Raw genomic sequence first — 17,775 nt, 5'->3', positions numbered from 1 at the left:
CTCGATGAAACCCAGGGCATCCGCCGAACGGACCCCGGGTGACCCGCCGCCCCCACCTGCGACACCGTCGATCCGATCATCGGGAATCTTTGTGACCTCATCGATATCTATGCAGGTCAGCGGCGGCGTACGGAGACCGATTCGACGACCCGGGGAGACCTTTGCGCGCGAATTGCGCCACCGCGCCGCACATTCCGCCGTAAGGTGATCCAAGGTCGATTGCGTCTACCGCGCAAGTGCCCCATGCGTGAAGGGATGTCGGACGTGCACCTTTGGGACTACATCTCGCAGCACGCAAGCACTCTGACGTTCCTGACGTACCAACACGCCTCCCTGGCTTTTCAAACCGTCCTGGTGGGAACGGCGATCGCCATCGTCGTCGCCGTTCTGGTGTACCGGCTGCCACTGGCCTCGGCGCTGACCCTGACGTCGAGCCGCGTGGCCCTGACGATTCCGTCACTGGCCCTGTTGGCGCTGCTGATCGTGCCCTTCGGACTCGGTGTGGTGCCCTCGTTCCTCATGCTCGCGTTCTTCGCGACGATGCCGGTGATCGGCAACGCCGTCGTCGGACTGCGCTCGGTACCGGGCACCGTCGTCGAAGCCGCTCGCGGAATCGGGTTGTCGCGGTGGCGAATACTGCTCACCGTCGAGCTGCCGATCGCGTGGCCGGTGATCCTCACCGGTATCCGGGTCTCGACCCAGATGATCGTCGGTGTCGCCGCGATCGTCGCCTACGTACTCGGTCCCGGTCTGGGATCGCTCATCTTCAGCGGACTTTCGCGCCTCGGCGGCGCGAACGCATTGGAAATGGCTCTCACCGGAACGATTCTCATCGTCATCGTCGCCCTGGTCTTCGATGCCCTACTCGTTCTGCTCGGCCGACTCACCATCTCGAGGGGACTGAAATGACCCAGCCAGCCGACGCCACCGTCTCGGCGGCCGCCAGCGACCGCACCGTCACCGGCGCGTCGATCACCCTCGAGGGTGTCGTCAAAAGGTATCGGGGACAGGACAAACCCGCTGTGGAGCGTCTCGACCTCGACATCGATGCCGGGCACATCGTGGCGTTCGTCGGGCCGTCCGGATGCGGCAAGACGACGACCCTGAAGATGATCAACCGACTGATCGAGCCGACCGAGGGTCGGATCTACATCGGTGGCCGCGATGTCACCAAGGAGAACCCCGACAAGCTGCGGCAGTCGATCGGATACGTCATCCAGTCCGGCGGGCTGTTCCCGCACTGGGACGTCGCCAAGAACATCGGGGCGATTCCCCGGGTCCTCGGCTGGAACAAGAAACGCATCGCCGAGCGCACCGAATACCTACTCGATCTCGTCGGCCTCGACGCCGACGCATTCGCCCACCGGCTCCCCAAGGACATGTCCGGCGGTCAGCAGCAGCGCGTCGGTGTGGCCCGCGCGCTCGCCGCCGACCCGCCCGTCCTGCTCATGGACGAGCCCTTCGGCGCGGTCGATCCGATCACCCGGGTCCGCTTGCAGGACAGCCTGATCGGCATCCAGAAGGAACTCGGCAAGACGATCGTGATCGTCACCCACGATTTCGAGGAGGCCACCAAACTCGGTGACAAGGTGCTCATCCTGTCGCAGGGCGGCCACGTCGAGCAGTACGCCACCCCCGAGGAGATCCTCGCCAACCCGGCCACACCCTTCGTCGAGGAGTTCATCGGATCCGGTGCGACACTGGCTCATCTGACGCTGTCACGGGTCCGCGACGTCGCCCACGACGAGGTGACGACCGTCCACGTGGGCGAACCGGCCGCCGACGCCCTCACCCGGGCCCGCGCAGCCGGCCACAAATGGGTGGTCGTCGTCGACCAGGCGGGCCACCCACGTGCGTGGCCGTCGCTGGAGGAACTCGCGAGCAAGAAAACCGTGTCGGACTATGTCGACCAACGACTTCCGGTGGTGGCATCCTCGTCGACCCTCAACGACGCACTCGACACGATGCTCGCCGCGAGTCAGGGCGGAACACTGGTGACCGATCGACGGGGCGCGGTGATCGGGTCCCTGGGCATCAAATCGGTCATGGACATCATCCAGGCCCAGCTCGCCGAGGCGAGAGAGGAAGAGTCGCACACCTCCTACATCGAACACGCCGACGGTACCGGGCCCATCGAGACACCGATCGTGGCCGCCACCGACGACGGTGAGGACGACGTGGACGCCGGCGAGCGAACGGCGTCGGGCGCATGACGAGCGTCGAGGCGGCCGGCGCCACCGGGATCGCGGCCGAGCGGCCCGGCGCGATGAGTTCGGCGCTGCAACGGTTCCGGCGGTTCCCGATGGACGTGTGGTTGGAGCCGCTGCTCATCGTCGTCATCGGTGTCGGCTACATCATCTGGTACCAGTCCACGACCTTCACCGAGACCGAGAGCGCCGCGCTGTCGTGGTCAACCCTGCAGACCACGATCCTCGATCACATCAAACTGACCCTGGTGGCGACGGTGATCGTGGTGGTCATCGCCATCCCCCTCGGCATCCTGCTGACCCGCCCGTCGATGCGCTGGCTCAACCCGATCGCGGTGAACATCGCCAATATCGGTCAGGCCGCCCCCGCCGTGGGCCTACTCGTGCTGTTCACCTTCTGGCTCGGGACCGGATTCCGTACTGCGGTGGTCGGTTTGGTGGTGTACGCGATCCTGCCGATCCTGCAGAACACCATCGTCGGTCTGCAGCAGGTGGACCGCCGCACGATCGAGGCCTCGCGCGGCATCGGCATGTCCGCGGCCCGCACGCTCGTGCTCGTCGAACTGCCGCTGGCCGTGCCGGTGATCCTCAACGGCGTGCGCACGGCGCTGGTCATCCTGGTCGGTACCGCAACCCTGAGTACCTTCATCGGCGCCACCAGCCTGGGGACACTCATCACCACCGGTATCACGTTGTTCTTGCCGAAACTGCTGATCTCCGGGGCGATCCTGGTGGGTCTGCTGGCCCTGATCATCGATTGGCTCGGCCGGCTCGTCGAGCTGGTGGCCACACCGCGAGGGATCTGATGTCGACCCTGAATCGTTCGAACCGCTCCGGACGCCGCCCGCTCTCGGCGCTGCTGATCCTCGCCGTGAGCGTCCTGGTCGTCGCCGGGTGCGGCTTGGTCAGCTCGTCGGGCACCTTTCACAAGTCCGCACTGCCCGACGGCAAGACGCCACTCGCCGGGGCCGAGATCACGGTCACGTCCAAGAATTTCACCGAGAGCATCCTGCTGGGCAAGATCGCCGCCACCTACCTCGCGGCGGCCGGCGCCGATGTCACCGACCTCACCAACGCACCCGGATCGGCGTCGAGCCGCCAGGCGATGCTCAACGGCGCAGCGGATCTGGCGTGGGAGTACACCGGCACCGCGTGGGTGACCTACCTGCACGAGACCAAGGTCATCCCCGACCCCCAGCAGTTGTGGCAGCAGGTCCACGACGTCGAACTCGCCCAGAACCATCTGGTGTGGTTACCGCCCGCGAATTTCAACGACACCTACGCGTTCGCGGCGTCGTCGTCGACGGCCAAGCGGCTCAACGTCACGACGATGTCGGACATCGCCCGCTTGCCCGTCGATCAGCGCACCTTCTGCGTCAACGACGAATTCTTCTCGCGCCCAGACGGTTTCCTGCCCATGCTCAAGACCTACGACATGCCCTACAACGCCCCCAACGGGGTTCCTTCGGGCAACGTCACGCAGATGGATTCCGGCGTGGTCTACACCTCCACCGCCAAGAGTTCGCCGTGCAATTTCGGCATGGTGTACACCACCGACGGCCGCATCAAGAACCTCGACCTCAAGGTGCTCGTCGACGACAAGAAGTACTTCCTGCCCTACAGCGGGACCGTCGTGGTCCGTGAATCCGTCCTGAAGGCGCATCCGGAGATCGCGCCGCTGATGGCCACGATCTCGGAGCGTCTGACCGACGAACTCATGCAGGAGCTCAACGGCCGCGTCGACATCGACGGTCAGGATCCCTCCGACGTTGCCTACGACTGGCTCAAGAGCGAGAAACTCATCACCTAGTCGCCCGGGTCCTCACCGTCCGGCCTTGTGCGCCTTCTGCATCTCGCGGATCTGCTCCGGGGTCATCGGCGGCGCACCGAGCGTGGTGCGGGACGGTTCGGCGCTGACGGCGTCGAGGATGAGGTCGAGGTAGCGACGCCAGGTGCCCGGCGCGCACTGCTCGGTGACCTCGGAGACCGCCTTGAGCATGGTGAACAGCGCGTAGAAATCGGTGGGGGTCAGATCCGGCCGGAGCACACCCGCGGCCATCGCGCGGTCGAAGATCTTCTCGATGCGCTCGGACAGGGTGGCCTTGAGGGCCTCGATCTCGGGATTGCTGTGGTCGATCGTCATGATGATCGCGGCCAGACCCCGATCCTCCGACATCACCTGACACATCCAGGTCATCAACCCCACCACGGCATTCCACGGGTCCTCGTCGTCGATCGCCTCACCGGTCCGGGCGACCACCGATTTCAGGTGTTCCAGGAAAACGCCGAACACCAGGTCGTCGCGATTGGCGAAGCGCCGGTACACGGTGCCCACCCCTACGCCGGCGGCCTCGGCGACGTCGTCGAGCGACACGTCGAGTCCACGCTCGGCGAAGAGCCCCCGTGCCGCGGAGATGATCCGCAGCCGGTTGCGTTCGGCGTCCGCGCGCAGCGGTTTACCCGACGAAGCGGACGTATCCGACGCAGATGCAGTGGTCATGGTCACAGATTAGCAAACGGAGGAATCATCTCCAGTTGGGTGCCGTTGTCACCCAGGTAACCGGAGGCATGTCCTCCACCTAGTCCACAGGGAGTCCCCATGACAACAACTCTCGAAAAGTCCGGAGACGGCGAACTCGCGGTTCCCGCCGAGTCGGCAGCCGACCGGCACCATCGCCTGCGGTGGGTCATTCTCGGCGTGCTCGGCCTCGCCCAGCTGATGGTCGTGCTCGACGCCACCATCGTCAACATCGCACTGCCGCACGCACAAACCGCCCTGCAGTTCGGCGACGCCGACCGGCAGTGGATCGTCACCGCCTATGCCCTCGCCTTCGGCAGCCTGCTGCTACTCGGCGGCCGCCTCTCCGACCTGCTGGGCAGGCGGACCACCTTCATCATCGGCCTCGTAGGATTCGCGGTCATGTCGGCGGTCGGCGGTGCCGCGGTCAACTTCGACATGTTGGTCGCCGCACGAGCCGGTCAGGGTGTCTTCGGCGCACTGCTGGCCCCGGCCGCTCTGTCGCTGCTCACCACGACGTTCACCGATCCGTCCGAGCGCGGCAAGGCCTTCGGCATCTTCGGAGCGATCGCCGGCGGCGGTGGCGCCCTGGGCCTACTGCTCGGCGGCATGCTCACCGAGTGGGCCGACTGGCGCTGGTGCCTCTACGTCAATCTGGTGATCGCCGCGATCGCGCTGGTCGGTGCCGTCCTGTTCATCGGTCCGCATCGCGCCGAGGTCCAGCCCAAGCTGGATCTCCCCGGCGTCGTCACGGTATCGGCCGCCCTGTTCTCCATCGTCTACGGCTTCTCCAACGCCGAGACCAACGGCTGGAACGACTGGGCGACCATCACCTGGCTGGTGGCCGGCGCCGCCCTGCTGACCCTGTTCGTGTGGCTGCAGTCGCGCACCCCGCACGCCCTGCTCCCACTGCGCGTGATCCTCGACCGCACTCGCGGTGGCTCCTACCTCGCGGTGTTCATCGTCGGTATCGGGATGTTCGGGATCTTCCTGTTCCTCACCTACTACCTGCAGCAGAACCTGCAGTTCAGCCCGGTCCGCACCGGTCTGGCGTTCCTGCCGATGATCGGCGCCCTGATCGTCACCGCGACGACCTCGACCGCGGTGCTGCTGCCCCGCTTCGGCCCGCGCTGGTTGATGACCATCGGTTTGTCGATCGCAGCGGTCGGCATGGTGTTCCTCACCCAGCTCGACGACGCGAGCACCTATGCGGCCAACATCCTGCCCGGCCTGCTGATCATGGGCGTCGGCCTCGGCGCCTCGATGGCGCCGGCCATGCAGGGCGCGATCTCGGGGGTCTCACCCGAGGACGCGGGCGTCGCGTCGGCCACGGTCAACACCATGCAGCAGGTCGGCGGTTCGGTGGGGACAGCCCTGCTGAGCACCATCGCCTCGAGTGCCGCAGCCTCCTATGCGACGTCGAACGCCGCTCACGCAACGAGCCTCGAGCAGCTCAAGATGATGGCCGCCGTGCACTCCTACACCGTGGCCTTCTGGGTGGCGGCCGGCGTGTTCGCGCTCGGCGCGCTGATCGCAGCGGTCGTCATCCGCAGCGGACCGCTGCCGGTGACCGAGGGTGACGAGGTCATGGTGGCCGCCCACTAGGAGTGCGACTCGAGCCGTAGCGGCTCGATGCGCCGTCCACACCCGGCCCGGTCCCCCGTCAGGGGCGACCGGGCCGTCTGTATGACCGACCCCGCCTCCCCGCACGGATTCGGCCGGTGCGATCGACGGTTCCCGACGAATGATGTTGGCGCCCTGCGAGTTCGGACCCGGTTGGAGGACCGGCCGAAACACCCGGAACGGCGGTTGGGCGCTGGTTGCGCGAGTCCTGCCCGCGGCCGCGACACCGAACGGGTAGCGTACCGCGAGAAGACGTCCCGCCGGAACGAATCCGCTCGGCGCCCGGGCGAGCAGGAGGACCACCGCAGCATGCACGACCCCGCCGACCGCAGCGGCTCCGTTCTGGGTGACTACACCCTGCAACGGTTGCTGGGCCGTGGTGCCATGGGCGAAGTCTACGAGGCCCGCGACTCCCGTCGCGGGCGCACCGTCGCATTGAAGTTGCTGTCTCCGCAGTTCGCCGGCGATTCCCTGTTCCGCGAGCGGTTCCTGCGCGAATCGCGGATGGCGGCGCAGTTGAGCGATCCCCACGTGATCCCCATCCACGACTGGGGCGAGATCGACGGATTCCTGTTCCTGGACATGCGAATCGTGGCCGGCGGCAGCGATCTGCGCAAGCTTCTCGGCGCGGGCCCGCTGGCACCCGACCGCGCCGTGTCGATCATCGAGCAGATCGCCCACGCCCTCGACACCGCGCATGCGGCCGGACTCGTGCACCGCGACGTCAAACCCGACAACATCCTCATCGACAGCAACGATTTCGCCTATCTCGTCGATTTCGGGTTGGCCCAGACCACCACCGATCCGCGGCTCACCGACACCGGCGCAGCAGTCGGATCGTTCGCCTACATGGCACCCGAACGCTTCGGTGCGGGCAACATCGCCACCCCCGCCACCGACATCTACGCGCTGACCTGTGTTCTCGTCGAATGCCTCACCGGCTCGGCGCCTTTCGGCGCCGGCGACCTCCAGGTCCTCGTCGCCGCACACCTCAACACGCCGCCGCCTATGCTGCACAGCCCCTTCGACGCCGTCGTCGCACGTGGGATGGCCAAGAATCCCGCCGAGCGGTTCGTCACCGCAGGCGAACTGGCACAGGCCGCCACCGACGCCCTGGAGGGACGGATCGTAGCGGCACCGCCCATGCCCTCCGCACCGTCGATGCCGAATCCACCGGCGAGCGTCGGAGGGGTCGGCGCCGTGCCGGCCCCACCGGCGGCGGTGAACCCGCACGTCACCATGGGCCGACAACTGCCGCCGGTCACCTACATCCCGCCGGTGGCCGGCGCGACCGGCGCACCGCAGATGGGGGCACCACAGCTGGGCTTTCCGGTTGGGCCGCAGCCGGTTCCGCATCCGCAATCCCAGGCTCAGGCTCAGGCTCAGGTGCCACCGCAGCAGAGCACCGGCACCCGTGTGGCCGTGATCGTGGGTGCGGTGGTCTTCCTCGCCGTCATCGTGATCGTCGTGGCACTGCTGGTCGCGCTGACCTGACGGGCCCTTTCGTCACCGGTAGATACGTCAGTAGAGCGACTTCACGCCACCACAGTTGGCCGGGTACACCGCTGCGGTGCCGAACGGCGGCACCACCGCGAACGACGGATACTGGATTCCGTTGGGGCACTGATAGGTACCGAATCCGATGCCGATCTGATCACCGTAGTTGTGGCAGATCTGACCGGCGCAGTGGATGTTCGGAGCGGCATCGGCCTGGCCGGTTCCGGCGGCGAGGGCGGCTCCCGCCGAGAGCATCACCCCGATACCGATTCCCGAGAGCGTGCGCACCATCGTCCGTCGAGCAGCCATGACATCCTCCCCGGGCGGGGCCCCTCCCCGACCACAGCGCCAGACTGCCACAGATGTTCGTGATGTTCAATCGGCGATGGCGGCTATCGCACCAGGCTATTGTGCGCGCCCGTTGCGGGTGATGTTGTGCCCGGGTTGCGGGCACAACATCACCCGGAATCATTCGACGAGTGCGGCGAGCCGATCGATCGACGCCCGTAGTCGTTCGGGCGTCGTCGCCCGGGCACGCTCCATGCGTACCGGGTCGTCGAGTTCGGTCCAGTCGTCGGTATGTGTCACCCGCACCGACGCGTCGTCGATCGGCTCGATCTCCCACCGCCACAGGTGGCCAGGGCTCGGCTTGCCCGGCTCGTTGGGCTTCCACGCGATGAGGCGGTTGTCGTCGAATTCGACGATCCGGTTCTCGCGAACCTGCCCGTTGGTCAGGCGCATCGAGAACACGTCACCCACGCCGTGGATGCGTGTGCCGTCGACGAGTTCGGCGAGGTTGTCGTTGCCGTCCCAGTCCGGCTGCCGCGCGGGGTCGGCGATCAACCCGAAAACCGTTGCGGCGTCGGCGTGGATGTCGCGGGACGCGGAGCGGATGCGATCGTCTGCGGAGGTCACCGGTCGAGCCTAGCGTGGCGGCCGCGTCGGCAACACCGCTTCGATGGCGCTGGCCTCGCCGTGCCGTGAAGATCGGGTCAGAGTCGACAACTGAGTTCGACGGTGTCGTCGTGCTTGGCGGGTAGCCCGACGCCGACGTAGTCGCGGGAGTTGCGGACACGATCGAGGTAGGTCGCCGACTCGGCGTGGGAGGTGTTGTCCGCCAGGATCATCGCGCCCGGTGCCAGCTTCGGCTCGAGGAGATCGAGGACCGGGACGTAGAGGTCCTTCCAGCCGTCGAGGAGGACGAACCCGATCGGACCGGACACCGATTCGAGCGTGTCGCGGGCGTCGCCGGCCAGGATGGTGATCAGATCGTCGAGTTGCGCCTCGGCGAAGGACTTCTCGGCGGCCAAGACCTTCTTGGCACTGAGCTCGGTGGTGTAGAGATGTCCGGCCGCTGCCGGGTCGGCCAGGGCGTTGTCGCGCAGCGCCGCGGCGAGAAAGAGCGCCGAGATGCCGTAGGACATACCGAACTCCACCACGACTGCCGGGCGCGCCGAGCGGATCAGGGAGTACGCCAGGATGCCCGTGTCCCGTGCGATCGCCATGTAGCGGTCCTCGGCGGAGTCGGCTTTCGCCTGTGGCGAGACCTCGGCGGGCGGACCCGCGGATCGCGGACCCGACGGACGCCCGCCCTGTGCGGCCTGCTCGTAGAGTCGGTCGAGAATTGCGGAGACAGGTGGGCTGGTCAACGTCGAGGTCATGAGTTCACGGTAGGCGCCGAACCTGGGCATGTCTGCGTCTCTCGGTCAGCACCATCCCGGCAGATCCTCAGGCGCGGTGCGGTGTCTCCGGCGGGATCGCCGCGAGCAGCTTTCGGGTGTACTCGGTTTCGGGATCGTGCAGAATCCGCGACGCCGGGCCGTGTTCGACGACGCGACCGTCCTGCATGACCGCCACCGTGTCGCTGATCTGCTCGACGACGGCGAGGTCGTGCGCGATGAACAGGTAGGTCAGATTCTTCTCCCGCTGTAGTTGTGCCAGGAGATCGAGTACCGCCGACTGCACCGACACGTCGAGGGAGGCGGTGGATTCGTCGAGGATCAACACCTGCGGGTCGGAGGCGAGAGCCCTTGCCAGACACACTCGTTGGCGCTGCCCGCCGGACATCTCGTGCGGGTAGCGACGCAGGAACGAGGAGTCGAGGCTGACGTCGGCGAGGAGTTGTTCGGCACGCGTACGCAGCGCTTCACGCCCGGACACGAGTCCGTGTGTGCGCAGCGGTTCGGCGATCGAGGCCAGCGCGGTCATTCGCGGATCGAGCGAGGCACCCGGGTCCTGGAACACCATCGCCACCTGCCGGCGCAGAAGCGCGGCGTCGGCGCCCCGGACCCCGACGGCGTTGATGGTACGTCCGTCGACGTCGACCTCGATGCTGCCGCGCACGGTGGTGCCCGCACCACTGGTGACGAGTCCGCTGAGCACGCCGGCGATCGTGGATTTGCCCGATCCGGATTCGCCGACGATGCCCAGTGTGGTGCCGGCGGTGACCGCGACGTCGACATCCCGTACCGCGTGCAGGGTTTCGCGTCCGGTGCTGCGTCGCACCGTGAAGTCCACCCCGAGCCCGCGGACCGTGACGATCGGCGATTCCGCAGCCACCGCCTCAGATTCGGGTTCGGCGCGGTCGGCGACCCGGCTGAGCAGCGGTCGCGAATCCAGCAGTGTGCGGGTGTAATCGTTACGCGGGCGCGCGAAGACCTCGGTGACCGAGCCGCTTTCGATCACGGCACCCGATCGCATCACGATGACGCGGTCGGCGATCCGGCCGATGACACCGAGATCGTGGCTGATCCACACCACCGCCATTCCACGCTCTCGCTGCAGGTCGGCGACGAGATCGATGATCTGGGCCTGGGTGGTGACGTCGAGCGCGGTGGTCGCCTCGTCGGCGATGAGAACGTCGGGGTCACAGGCCAGTGCCACTGCGATCATCACGCGCTGACGCTGCCCGCCCGACAACTGATGCGGGTAGGACCGCAGTCGCGTTTCCGGGTCGGGTAGGTGCACGTCCCGCAGAAGTTTCAGCGCACGCTCGCGGGCCGCCGACCGGCTGAGACCGAGGTGACGTCGGGGCCCCTCGGTCAGTTGTTCTTCGATGGTCAGCAGCGGATTGAGACTCGACGACGGGTCCTGGAACACGAATCCGACACGCGCTCCGTGCACCGACCGCAGGACCGCGTCGGAGGCGCCGATCACTTCGGTGTCGCCGATGCGCGCGCTACCGGTGATGTAGGCACTCGGCGCGTCGAACAGACCCGTGGCCGAGAGCACCGACAAGGACTTGCCCGATCCGGATTCGCCGACGATGCCGAGGGTTTCGCCCTTGGCGACGCTGAAACCGACGCCGTGCACGATCTCCCTGGGGCCCACCCCGACGACGAGGTCGGTGACGGCCAGTACCGGGGCGGACCCGGCATCCTGAGGGCCGGAGTCGGCCGTGTTCGAGTCGTTTCGGCGACCGGCCGGTGGCGACGCGGGTGAGACGGCCGTGCGGCGGCGCGATCGCCGAGAGCCGCGGTTGCGCAGCAGGGTTCGCTGACGCGGGTCGAGGACGTCGCGCACACCGTCGCCGATGAGGTTGAACGCGAACACCGTCAGCAGGATCGCCAGGCCGGGGAAGACCCCCATCCACCAGGCGCTGGTGATGAATCCCTGGGCATCGAAGAGCATTCGGCCCCAGGACGGTTCGGGCGGCTGCACCCCCAGTCCGAGGAACGACAGGGCTGCCTCGGAGAGGATCGCGAACGCCAGCGAGATCGACGTCTGCACCACCACCGGCCCCGAGATGTTGGGCAGCACATGGGAGAACAGGGTGCGCGAAGTCGAGACCCCCATCGTCGTGGCCGCGGCGACATACTGCGTCTGTCGCACGCGAAGGGTGTCGGCGCGCGCGACCCGCGCGAAGATCGGAATGTAGACGATGCCGATCGCCACCATGGCCGAGGTGACGCCCGGCCCGAGGATCGCGACGATCGCGAGCGCCAGCAGCATCACCGGGAAGGAGAACATCACGTCGACGATCCGCATCAGGACGGTGTCGACCACGCCGCCGGCGAATCCGGAGAACATGCCGAGGACGACGCCGACGATCAGCGAGATGGCCACGGCGACAACGGCTACCCGCATGCTGACCGATGCGGCGAGAACCACTCGGGAGAACACGTCGCGGCCGAGGTCGTCGGTGCCGAACAGGTGTGACCAGCTCGGTGCGGACAACGCGTCGGGCACGTTGATGTCGTTGGCACCGTAGGGAGCGATCATCGGGCCGAAGATCGCGCACACGATGACCACGACGAGCACGATCACCCCCGCCACCGACGCGCGATTACGCAGGAACAATCGCCACGCGGAATCCGTCGACACCGGTGTTCCGGCCGGGGCGGCAGTGGGCTCGGTCAGGGTCATGAGAGCCGAATCCTCGGGTCGATGATGGCGTAGAGCACGTCGACGACGAGATTGACGATCAGGAAGATCGCCGCGATCAACAGGATCGCGCCCTGCAGCATCGGGTAGTCGCGGGCGGCGACGGAATCGTAGACGAGTTTGCCCAAGCCCGGCCAGGCGAAGACCACCTCCACCACGATCACACCGCCGAGCAGCGCCGCGAGTTGGATACCGGAGATGGTCAGCACGGGCACCAGCGCGTTGCGGCCGATGTGCGCGACCAGGATTCGGCGGCGACTGAGTCCCTTGGATTGCGCGGTGACAACGAAGGGCGCGTTGGCCGCCTCGAGCACCGCCGTGCGTACATACCGCGTCATGATGGCGCCGGTGACGGCGCCGACGGTGATCGCCGGCAACACAATGTGTTCGAGCCACGGCACCGGCCCCGCCGACAACGGGCGATAGCCCGCCGACGGCAGCCATCCCAGCGCGGTCGAGAAGACGGCGATGAGCAGGATACCCATCCAGAAGTCGGGGACGGAGATGCCGAACTGCGACAGGACGCGAATGCTGTTGTCGGCCATCCGTCCTTCGCGCATCGCCGCCCACGTGCCCAGCGGGATCGAGATCACCAGCGCCACGACGATGGCCGACAGGGCGAGCGCGATCGTGGCCGGCAGTCGTTGCAGCAGTGTGGTGGTCACCGGTTCGTTGTCACGAAAGCTCACGCCGAGATCGCCGGTGAACACGTTGCCGATGTAGTGGACGAGTTGGGTGAATGCGGGCTGATCGAGACCCGAGGCGTGCCGCAGGGCGTCATAGGCCTGCGGGGTGTACCGGGTGCCCAACGCGATGCGCACCGGGTCGCCGGGCACCACCTGGATCAGCAAGAACACCACGATGATCACCCCGAGCAGGACGATCGCCGAATAGAGCAGGCGCAGCAGGATGAAACGTACGAGGGGCCAACCGAATCCGTTCATTGTCCGCGGCTCCTGTCCAGGCGCGCGTCGCGGAAGCGGATGGCCTTGTCCGAGCGCACCGTGTAATCGAGCAATGCCGTGGTGTAGGCCTGGGTGGCCGACGGATTGTAGAGGTAGAGGTAGCTGACGTCGTCGGCGATGCGGGTGGCGGCATCGGCGTAGATCGACTTGCGCCGGGTGACGTCGAGTTCGGTGCGCCCGGCGTCGAGAAGGCGGTCGACCGCCGGGTTGGAGTACTTCTGGGAATTCGACGTGCCGCCCGTGTGGTGTTGGGCGTAGTAGTAGTCGTCGGGGTCGATGTTGCCCAGCCACCCGAGGAGCAGCGCGTCGAACTTGCCCTGGGATTGCCTGTCGAGCCACACCCCGAAGTCGAGTTGTTCGATGGTCACGTCGATTCCGACGTCGGCGAGATTGGACGCGACGACCTGGGCGGCGGTGACGGTTTCGGGGTATTCGGTGGTGACCATCAGGCCCATGGGCAGTGAGCGGTGGCCGGCAGCTCGGAGTAATGCGCGCGCCTTGTCCAGGGCCGCGTCGCGTGTCAGGCCCGCGGTGTAGCGGTCGTATTCGGTGAACCACGGACTCGTCTTGGGGATGGCGAGCTGATTGGGGGTCGCAGTGCCGTAGCCGACGACCTGCGCTATCGACGGCCGGTCGATGGCGTAGGCGACCGCCTGCCGAATCCTGGTGTCGCCGAACGGTGCTTTCGCGAAGTTCATGGTCACGTACCAGTAGTCGTTGGCGACCACCGTGCCGACGGTGAGCGCGTCGTCGTTGCGCAGAATGCCGATCTGTTGCGCCGGAATGGAATCGGTCCAGTCCACCTCGCCGGAGCGTACGGCCGAGACCGCGGTGGTGCCCTGGGAGATGAAACTGAAGGCGACGCCGTCCACGTGCGGGCCGCCGGACCAGTGTCCGGGACGAGCCTTGACGACCAGTGATGTTCCGGGCGAGCCGGATTCGTAGGCAAAGGGGCCGGTGCCGATCGGTCGGGTGGTGATCTCCCCGGATTCCACATTGCGCGGGTTCACGATCGCCATGCCTTTGAACCCACCGATGTTGGCGAGCAGGTTCGGGCTCGGCGATTTGGTGGTGAGGACGACGGTCTGCGCATCCGGTGCCTCGACGGTGGCGACGTTTTCCAATCGCCATGAGCTGGAGAGCTGTTGGTCGATGATCCGGCGATACGAGTACACCACGTCGTTGGCGGTCAGCGGATCACCGTTGTGGAACTGCACCCCGGGCCGCAGGGTGAACGTCCATCGGGTGGCGTCCGGGCTGACCTCCCAACGCTGGGCGAGGGCGGGCACCATCTGCAGTTGCTCGTTCGGCTCGACGAGTGTGTCGAAGACGTTCTCGAGGATTTCGAAGGAGAAATACGAGCTGGTCCTGTGCGGGTCGAGCTGATCGGGCTCCCCTGCGATGGCCGCGCGAATGGTGTTGGGCGAGTCCGCCAATCCCGAACCGGCGCTCGGGGCACACGCCGCCAGAGCTGACGCCCCAACCACTCCCATGCCCGCAGCAGCCGACATCGACAAGAACCGGCGCCTGCTCACCGGGGCCGCGAAAGCCGATGACCTGCACTGTTGGTGCGCATCGGCCATGCGGCACATTCCCTCCCGCGCCCGCCGGGCGCCCGTGGTCAGTGTTTCGCAGTCTGCCCGCCGTCGCCCGACTTGGCAACCCAACGCATTTCATATCGTGGGACGGCAACCCGGTAGCCGCACTACAGCGGGGTGGATCGAAGTGCCTCGCGCAGGAAGTCATGCAGCGTCGTCGTCACTGCGGTCTCGCCGGCCGCTCCCACCACGAGTGCGACATCTCGCTCAATTCCCCCGATAGGCGCTATCTCGACCATTCCGGCACCGGCCATACCCCGCGGCAGCAATGAGATCCCCAGGCCGCGTGAGACCAGCTCGACGATCGAGGAGAACTCGGTGATCTCGATCGCGACCTGCGGTTCGAACCCTGCGGTCCGACAGATCTCCTCGGTCATTCGTCGCAGGTGGTAACTCGGTGGGTTGGCAATGAAGGTCTCTCCACTGAGCGCGCTGATGCGCAGACGTCGGTGATGAGCCAGCCGATGGTCGTCGGGAACGACGATCACGATGCTCTGGCGGCCGATCAGTCTGTGCGGCAACTTCTCCGGTGGCGGAATCACCACCGCGAGGTCGAGTTCTCCGGACTGCAGGTCATCCACCAGCGCCTGACCGTGCGCCTGCTTGAGATGCAGGTGCACACCGGGGTGCCGACGACGAAACGCGGCAAGGATCTCGGGCATCGTGCCTGATCCCAACGTCAGCGGGTAGCCGAAGCGCACCGTCCCGGTGTCGGCATCGGCCGCCGATACCGTCTCGGCCAACACCCCGGCGAGTTCACGGAGTATCGGCCGCATCCTGGTGGCGAGTTCGCGTGCGCGCGGGGTCATTGCGACCGTCCTGCCCTCTCGAACAACAAGCTCCATGCCGAGTTCCCGCTCGAGAGCGTGGATTCGACGGCTCATCGATGACTGCGGGATACCCAGCGACGTTGCCGCGCGCGTCATGTGTCCGGCGTGCGCGTCGAGTTCGTCGAGCGCCCGAAGGCAGGGCGCGAGCGCCTCAACCAATTCATCCATTTGCGGATCATATCGTCCCAAACAATCATTGGACGCATCGATTACCTGCGGCACACACTGAGCTGACACCACGGAAGGACATCATGTTCAATCACCGATATCGCACCCTCGCGCCGACCGACGTTCTCATGATCGGCGGCGGAATCATGTCGGCCACGCTCGCATCGATGCTCGCAGTTCTCCAACCATCCTGGCGGACAACCATTGTGGAGCGCGGATCGGCCGTGGCACAGGAAAGCAGCAATGCCTGGAACAACGCGGGTACCGGCCACAGCGGATACTGCGAACTCAATTACATGCCGGACCCCACCGACTCCACCAACGCGGTCGGTATCGCAGAGCAGTTCCTGGCGACCCGGCAATGGTGGTCGTACCTGGCCGACAATGGACTCGTCGACCCGTCCCGATTCGTCTCGGCAACACCGCATCTCGATGTGGTATTCGGAAAAAGCAACATCACCTATCTGCGGCGCAGGTACGAAACCCTGAAGCGGCAACCATATTTCGCCGGCATCGAGTACAGCGAAGACCGCGCGCAGATCGCGCGGTGGGCGCCGTTGGTGATGGCCGACCGCCACTCCGAGGAAACCGTCGCGGCAACGCGGGTCGCCGACGGCACCGACGTCGACTTCGGCGCGTTGACCCGCGAGATGTTCGCCGTGAGCACGCGCACCGGCGGCACGGTGCTTTGTGATCACGAGATCAGGACGCTGCGTCGGAATTCCCAGGGCGGGTGGAACGCTCGCGGACAGACCTCTGACGGTGAACGATTCGAGATCACCGCGCGATTCGTCTTCGTCGGCGCGGGCGGAAAGGCACTGACGTTGCTGCAGCGCGCACACGTTGACGAGGTCCGCGGCTACGGAGTGTTACCGGTCGGCGCGGCGTTCTTCCGGTGCGCGAACCCGTCGGTGGTTCAACAGCATCGGGCCAAGGTGTACGGCCAAGCTCCGCTCGGCGCACCGCCGATGTCGGTTCCCCATCTGGACTCACGCGTCGTAGACGGGACGCCCTATCTGCTGTTCGGCCCGTACGCCACCTTCAGCACCAAGCTTCTCGCGCACGGTACTTGGACCGACTTCTTCGCGACACTGCGGTGGCACAACCTACGAACGCTGAGTGCCGCCGGCCGAGACAATCTCGCGCTGGTGCGATATCTCGTATCGCAGCTGATCGCCCGTGAGTCGACCAAGTTCGCGCAACTCCAGCACTTCTATCCCGGAGCTGATCCCGCCGATTGGGACATGATCGCGGCAGGTCAGCGCGCACAGTTGGTCACCCCGGATGCGGATCGGGGCGGAGTACTGCGGACCGGCACCGAACTCGTCGTCAGCGCGGATCGATCGATCGCGGGTTTACTCGGCGCTTCTCCCGGGGCGTCGACCGCCGTGCCGATCATGATCGAGGTATTGCGGCGCGCGTTCCCCGACCACTGGCGTGAGCAGTGGCAACAGGTGATGACCGCCGCCGTTCCCGCACAGTCGAATCCGCCGCGGACTATCGACGGGGTCCACGATGCACTTGCGGCGACCGCGTGTTCGCTGGGTCTCGATGGGCCAGGTGCTCAGCCCTCTGTGTCAGCGTGAGTCTCGGGACACAGCACGCGGCACTCAGCCGATCAGCCAGGCGACGATGGCAACCGCACCGAGGTAGAACAGGACGACGCCGACCGCGAGCACCAGCGCGAACACCGTCGCCACCGGCATCGCGCCCCACCGCTGTGACCACGTCCCGAGGTCGCCGGTGTGCGCGAGTGCTGCCGCGAGAAGCCCGCACCCGGCAACGAACAGCACCGTCCGGACGAGGTATGCCCACGCCCCGGTGATCCGTGCCGATCCGATCGACACCTCCACACGTCTGTGTCCCCACTTCACGATTGCCCACCTCCCCTTGCCTGCACTTTCGGCAATCAGGGGGTTAGTCGACCGGATTGCCGGGATGGGCACGCGAAAGTGACCGAGGTCTCATCTGGAAGTCCGTTCGGCC

At 66.4% G+C, this 17,775-nt stretch carries 16 protein-coding genes; 7 read left to right on the top strand and 9 right to left on the bottom strand.

From position 1 onward, the window contains the following. Window positions 1-264: 264 nt before the first annotated feature. From AC5ZH6_RS07635 to AC5ZH6_RS07620, 4 genes are read left to right on the top strand one after another with little or no spacing between them, the layout of a single operon-like run. The gene (locus AC5ZH6_RS07635) at window positions 265-909 is read left to right on the top strand and encodes an ABC transporter permease (RefSeq protein ID WP_006370880.1); all 645 of its coding nucleotides are present in this window, start codon (window positions 265-267) and stop codon (window positions 907-909) included. After that, window positions 906-2,213 (top strand): ABC transporter ATP-binding protein, encoded by a 1,308-nt coding sequence (locus tag AC5ZH6_RS07630; protein WP_006370879.1) that lies wholly within the window; start codon window positions 906-908, stop codon window positions 2,211-2,213. The genes AC5ZH6_RS07635 and AC5ZH6_RS07630 overlap by 4 nt, the downstream gene beginning before the upstream one ends. Next, a complete protein-coding gene (locus AC5ZH6_RS07625; protein WP_006370878.1) occupies window positions 2,210-3,013 on the top strand; it encodes an ABC transporter permease in 804 nt (267 codons plus the stop codon). Before AC5ZH6_RS07630 ends, AC5ZH6_RS07625 begins: the two co-directional genes overlap by 4 nt. Further along, window positions 3,013-4,017: a glycine betaine ABC transporter substrate-binding protein gene (locus AC5ZH6_RS07620; RefSeq protein ID WP_496168842.1), complete on the top strand. Its 1,005-nt coding sequence runs from the start codon at window positions 3,013-3,015 to the stop codon at window positions 4,015-4,017. Before AC5ZH6_RS07625 ends, AC5ZH6_RS07620 begins: the two co-directional genes overlap by 1 nt. Before the next feature lie 12 nt (window positions 4,018-4,029). Here AC5ZH6_RS07620 and AC5ZH6_RS07615 read toward each other — a convergent pair whose 3' ends face one another. After that, window positions 4,030-4,707, bottom strand: a complete 678-nt coding sequence (locus AC5ZH6_RS07615) for a TetR/AcrR family transcriptional regulator (RefSeq protein WP_006370876.1) — start codon at window positions 4,705-4,707, stop codon at window positions 4,030-4,032. Between the two features lie 99 nt (window positions 4,708-4,806). On the opposite strand from AC5ZH6_RS07615, the gene AC5ZH6_RS07610 reads away from it, so the two are divergent. Continuing rightward, window positions 4,807-6,330 carry an MFS transporter gene (locus tag AC5ZH6_RS07610; protein ID WP_496168840.1) on the top strand — a complete coding sequence of 508 codons (1,524 nt, stop codon included), beginning with the start codon at window positions 4,807-4,809 and terminating at the stop codon, window positions 6,328-6,330. A gap of 327 nt (window positions 6,331-6,657) precedes the next feature. Then, a complete protein-coding gene (locus AC5ZH6_RS07605) occupies window positions 6,658-7,842 on the top strand; it encodes a serine/threonine-protein kinase (RefSeq protein ID WP_496168838.1) in 1,185 nt (394 codons plus the stop codon). Window positions 7,843-7,869: 27 nt separating this feature from the next. Here AC5ZH6_RS07605 and AC5ZH6_RS07600 read toward each other — a convergent pair whose 3' ends face one another. The 7 genes from AC5ZH6_RS07600 to AC5ZH6_RS07570 all read right to left on the bottom strand — a co-directional run bounded on the left by AC5ZH6_RS07600 (window position 7,870) and on the right by AC5ZH6_RS07570 (window position 15,789). Next, a complete protein-coding gene (locus AC5ZH6_RS07600) occupies window positions 7,870-8,154 on the bottom strand; it encodes a hypothetical protein (protein WP_006370873.1) in 285 nt (94 codons plus the stop codon). A gap of 159 nt (window positions 8,155-8,313) precedes the next feature. Then, window positions 8,314-8,760, bottom strand: a complete 447-nt coding sequence (locus AC5ZH6_RS07595; RefSeq protein ID WP_496168837.1) for an SRPBCC family protein — start codon at window positions 8,758-8,760, stop codon at window positions 8,314-8,316. 77 nt (window positions 8,761-8,837) lie between these two features. Next, the gene (locus AC5ZH6_RS07590; protein ID WP_496168835.1) at window positions 8,838-9,506 is read right to left on the bottom strand and encodes an O-methyltransferase; all 669 of its coding nucleotides are present in this window, start codon (window positions 9,504-9,506) and stop codon (window positions 8,838-8,840) included. 67 nt (window positions 9,507-9,573) lie between these two features. Beyond that, window positions 9,574-12,210 carry a dipeptide ABC transporter ATP-binding protein gene (locus AC5ZH6_RS07585; protein ID WP_496168833.1) on the bottom strand — a complete coding sequence of 879 codons (2,637 nt, stop codon included), beginning with the start codon at window positions 12,208-12,210 and terminating at the stop codon, window positions 9,574-9,576. Continuing rightward, window positions 12,207-13,172, bottom strand: coding sequence for an ABC transporter permease (locus tag AC5ZH6_RS07580; protein WP_496168831.1), 966 nt, complete (start codon window positions 13,170-13,172; stop codon window positions 12,207-12,209). The genes AC5ZH6_RS07585 and AC5ZH6_RS07580 overlap by 4 nt, the downstream gene beginning before the upstream one ends. After that, window positions 13,169-14,776 carry an ABC transporter substrate-binding protein gene (locus AC5ZH6_RS07575; protein ID WP_496168829.1) on the bottom strand — a complete coding sequence of 536 codons (1,608 nt, stop codon included), beginning with the start codon at window positions 14,774-14,776 and terminating at the stop codon, window positions 13,169-13,171. Before AC5ZH6_RS07575 ends, AC5ZH6_RS07580 begins: the two co-directional genes overlap by 4 nt. A 122-nt stretch (window positions 14,777-14,898) precedes the next feature. Then, window positions 14,899-15,789, bottom strand: coding sequence for a LysR family transcriptional regulator (locus AC5ZH6_RS07570; RefSeq protein WP_496168827.1), 891 nt, complete (start codon window positions 15,787-15,789; stop codon window positions 14,899-14,901). Window positions 15,790-15,872: 83 nt separating this feature from the next. Here AC5ZH6_RS07570 and mqo point away from each other — a divergent pair, with 83 nt between their 5' ends. Continuing rightward, window positions 15,873-17,375 (top strand): malate dehydrogenase (quinone), encoded by a 1,503-nt coding sequence (gene mqo, locus AC5ZH6_RS07565; RefSeq protein ID WP_496168825.1) that lies wholly within the window; start codon window positions 15,873-15,875, stop codon window positions 17,373-17,375. A 24-nt stretch (window positions 17,376-17,399) separates the two neighbouring features. On the opposite strand, the gene AC5ZH6_RS07560 is transcribed toward mqo, so the two are convergent. After that, on the bottom strand, window positions 17,400-17,663 hold the full coding sequence (locus AC5ZH6_RS07560) for a hypothetical protein (RefSeq protein WP_006370865.1): 264 nt from the start codon (window positions 17,661-17,663) through the stop codon (window positions 17,400-17,402). Between the last annotated feature and the right edge of the window lie 112 nt (window positions 17,664-17,775).

It is taken from the genome of Gordonia sp. YC-XJ4, assembly GCF_059511865.1.
The sequence above is the reverse complement of the archived record's forward strand: the minus strand, read 5'-3'. Positions and strand labels throughout refer to the sequence as shown.

Excerpts from the sequence above, each read along its gene's own strand:
- AC5ZH6_RS07630 (WP_006370879.1), top strand. The coding sequence starts at position 906 with ATGACCCAGCCAGCCGACGCCACCGTCTCGGCGGCCGCCAGCGACCGC.
- AC5ZH6_RS07625 (WP_006370878.1), top strand. The coding sequence starts at position 2,210 with ATGACGAGCGTCGAGGCGGCCGGCGCCACCGGGATCGCGGCCGAGCGG.
- AC5ZH6_RS07620 (WP_496168842.1), top strand. The coding sequence starts at position 3,013 with ATGTCGACCCTGAATCGTTCGAACCGCTCCGGACGCCGCCCGCTCTCG.
- AC5ZH6_RS07615 (WP_006370876.1), bottom strand. The coding sequence starts at position 4,707 with ATGACCACTGCATCTGCGTCGGATACGTCCGCTTCGTCGGGTAAACCG.
- AC5ZH6_RS07610 (WP_496168840.1), top strand. The coding sequence starts at position 4,807 with ATGACAACAACTCTCGAAAAGTCCGGAGACGGCGAACTCGCGGTTCCC.
- AC5ZH6_RS07605 (WP_496168838.1), top strand. The coding sequence starts at position 6,658 with ATGCACGACCCCGCCGACCGCAGCGGCTCCGTTCTGGGTGACTACACC.
- AC5ZH6_RS07600 (WP_006370873.1), bottom strand. The coding sequence starts at position 8,154 with ATGGCTGCTCGACGGACGATGGTGCGCACGCTCTCGGGAATCGGTATC.
- AC5ZH6_RS07590 (WP_496168835.1), bottom strand. The coding sequence starts at position 9,506 with ATGACCTCGACGTTGACCAGCCCACCTGTCTCCGCAATTCTCGACCGA.
- AC5ZH6_RS07585 (WP_496168833.1), bottom strand. The coding sequence starts at position 12,210 with ATGACCCTGACCGAGCCCACTGCCGCCCCGGCCGGAACACCGGTGTCG.
- AC5ZH6_RS07580 (WP_496168831.1), bottom strand. The coding sequence starts at position 13,172 with ATGAACGGATTCGGTTGGCCCCTCGTACGTTTCATCCTGCTGCGCCTG.
- AC5ZH6_RS07575 (WP_496168829.1), bottom strand. The coding sequence starts at position 14,776 with ATGGCCGATGCGCACCAACAGTGCAGGTCATCGGCTTTCGCGGCCCCG.
- AC5ZH6_RS07570 (WP_496168827.1), bottom strand. The coding sequence starts at position 15,789 with ATGGATGAATTGGTTGAGGCGCTCGCGCCCTGCCTTCGGGCGCTCGAC.
- mqo (WP_496168825.1), top strand. The coding sequence starts at position 15,873 with ATGTTCAATCACCGATATCGCACCCTCGCGCCGACCGACGTTCTCATG.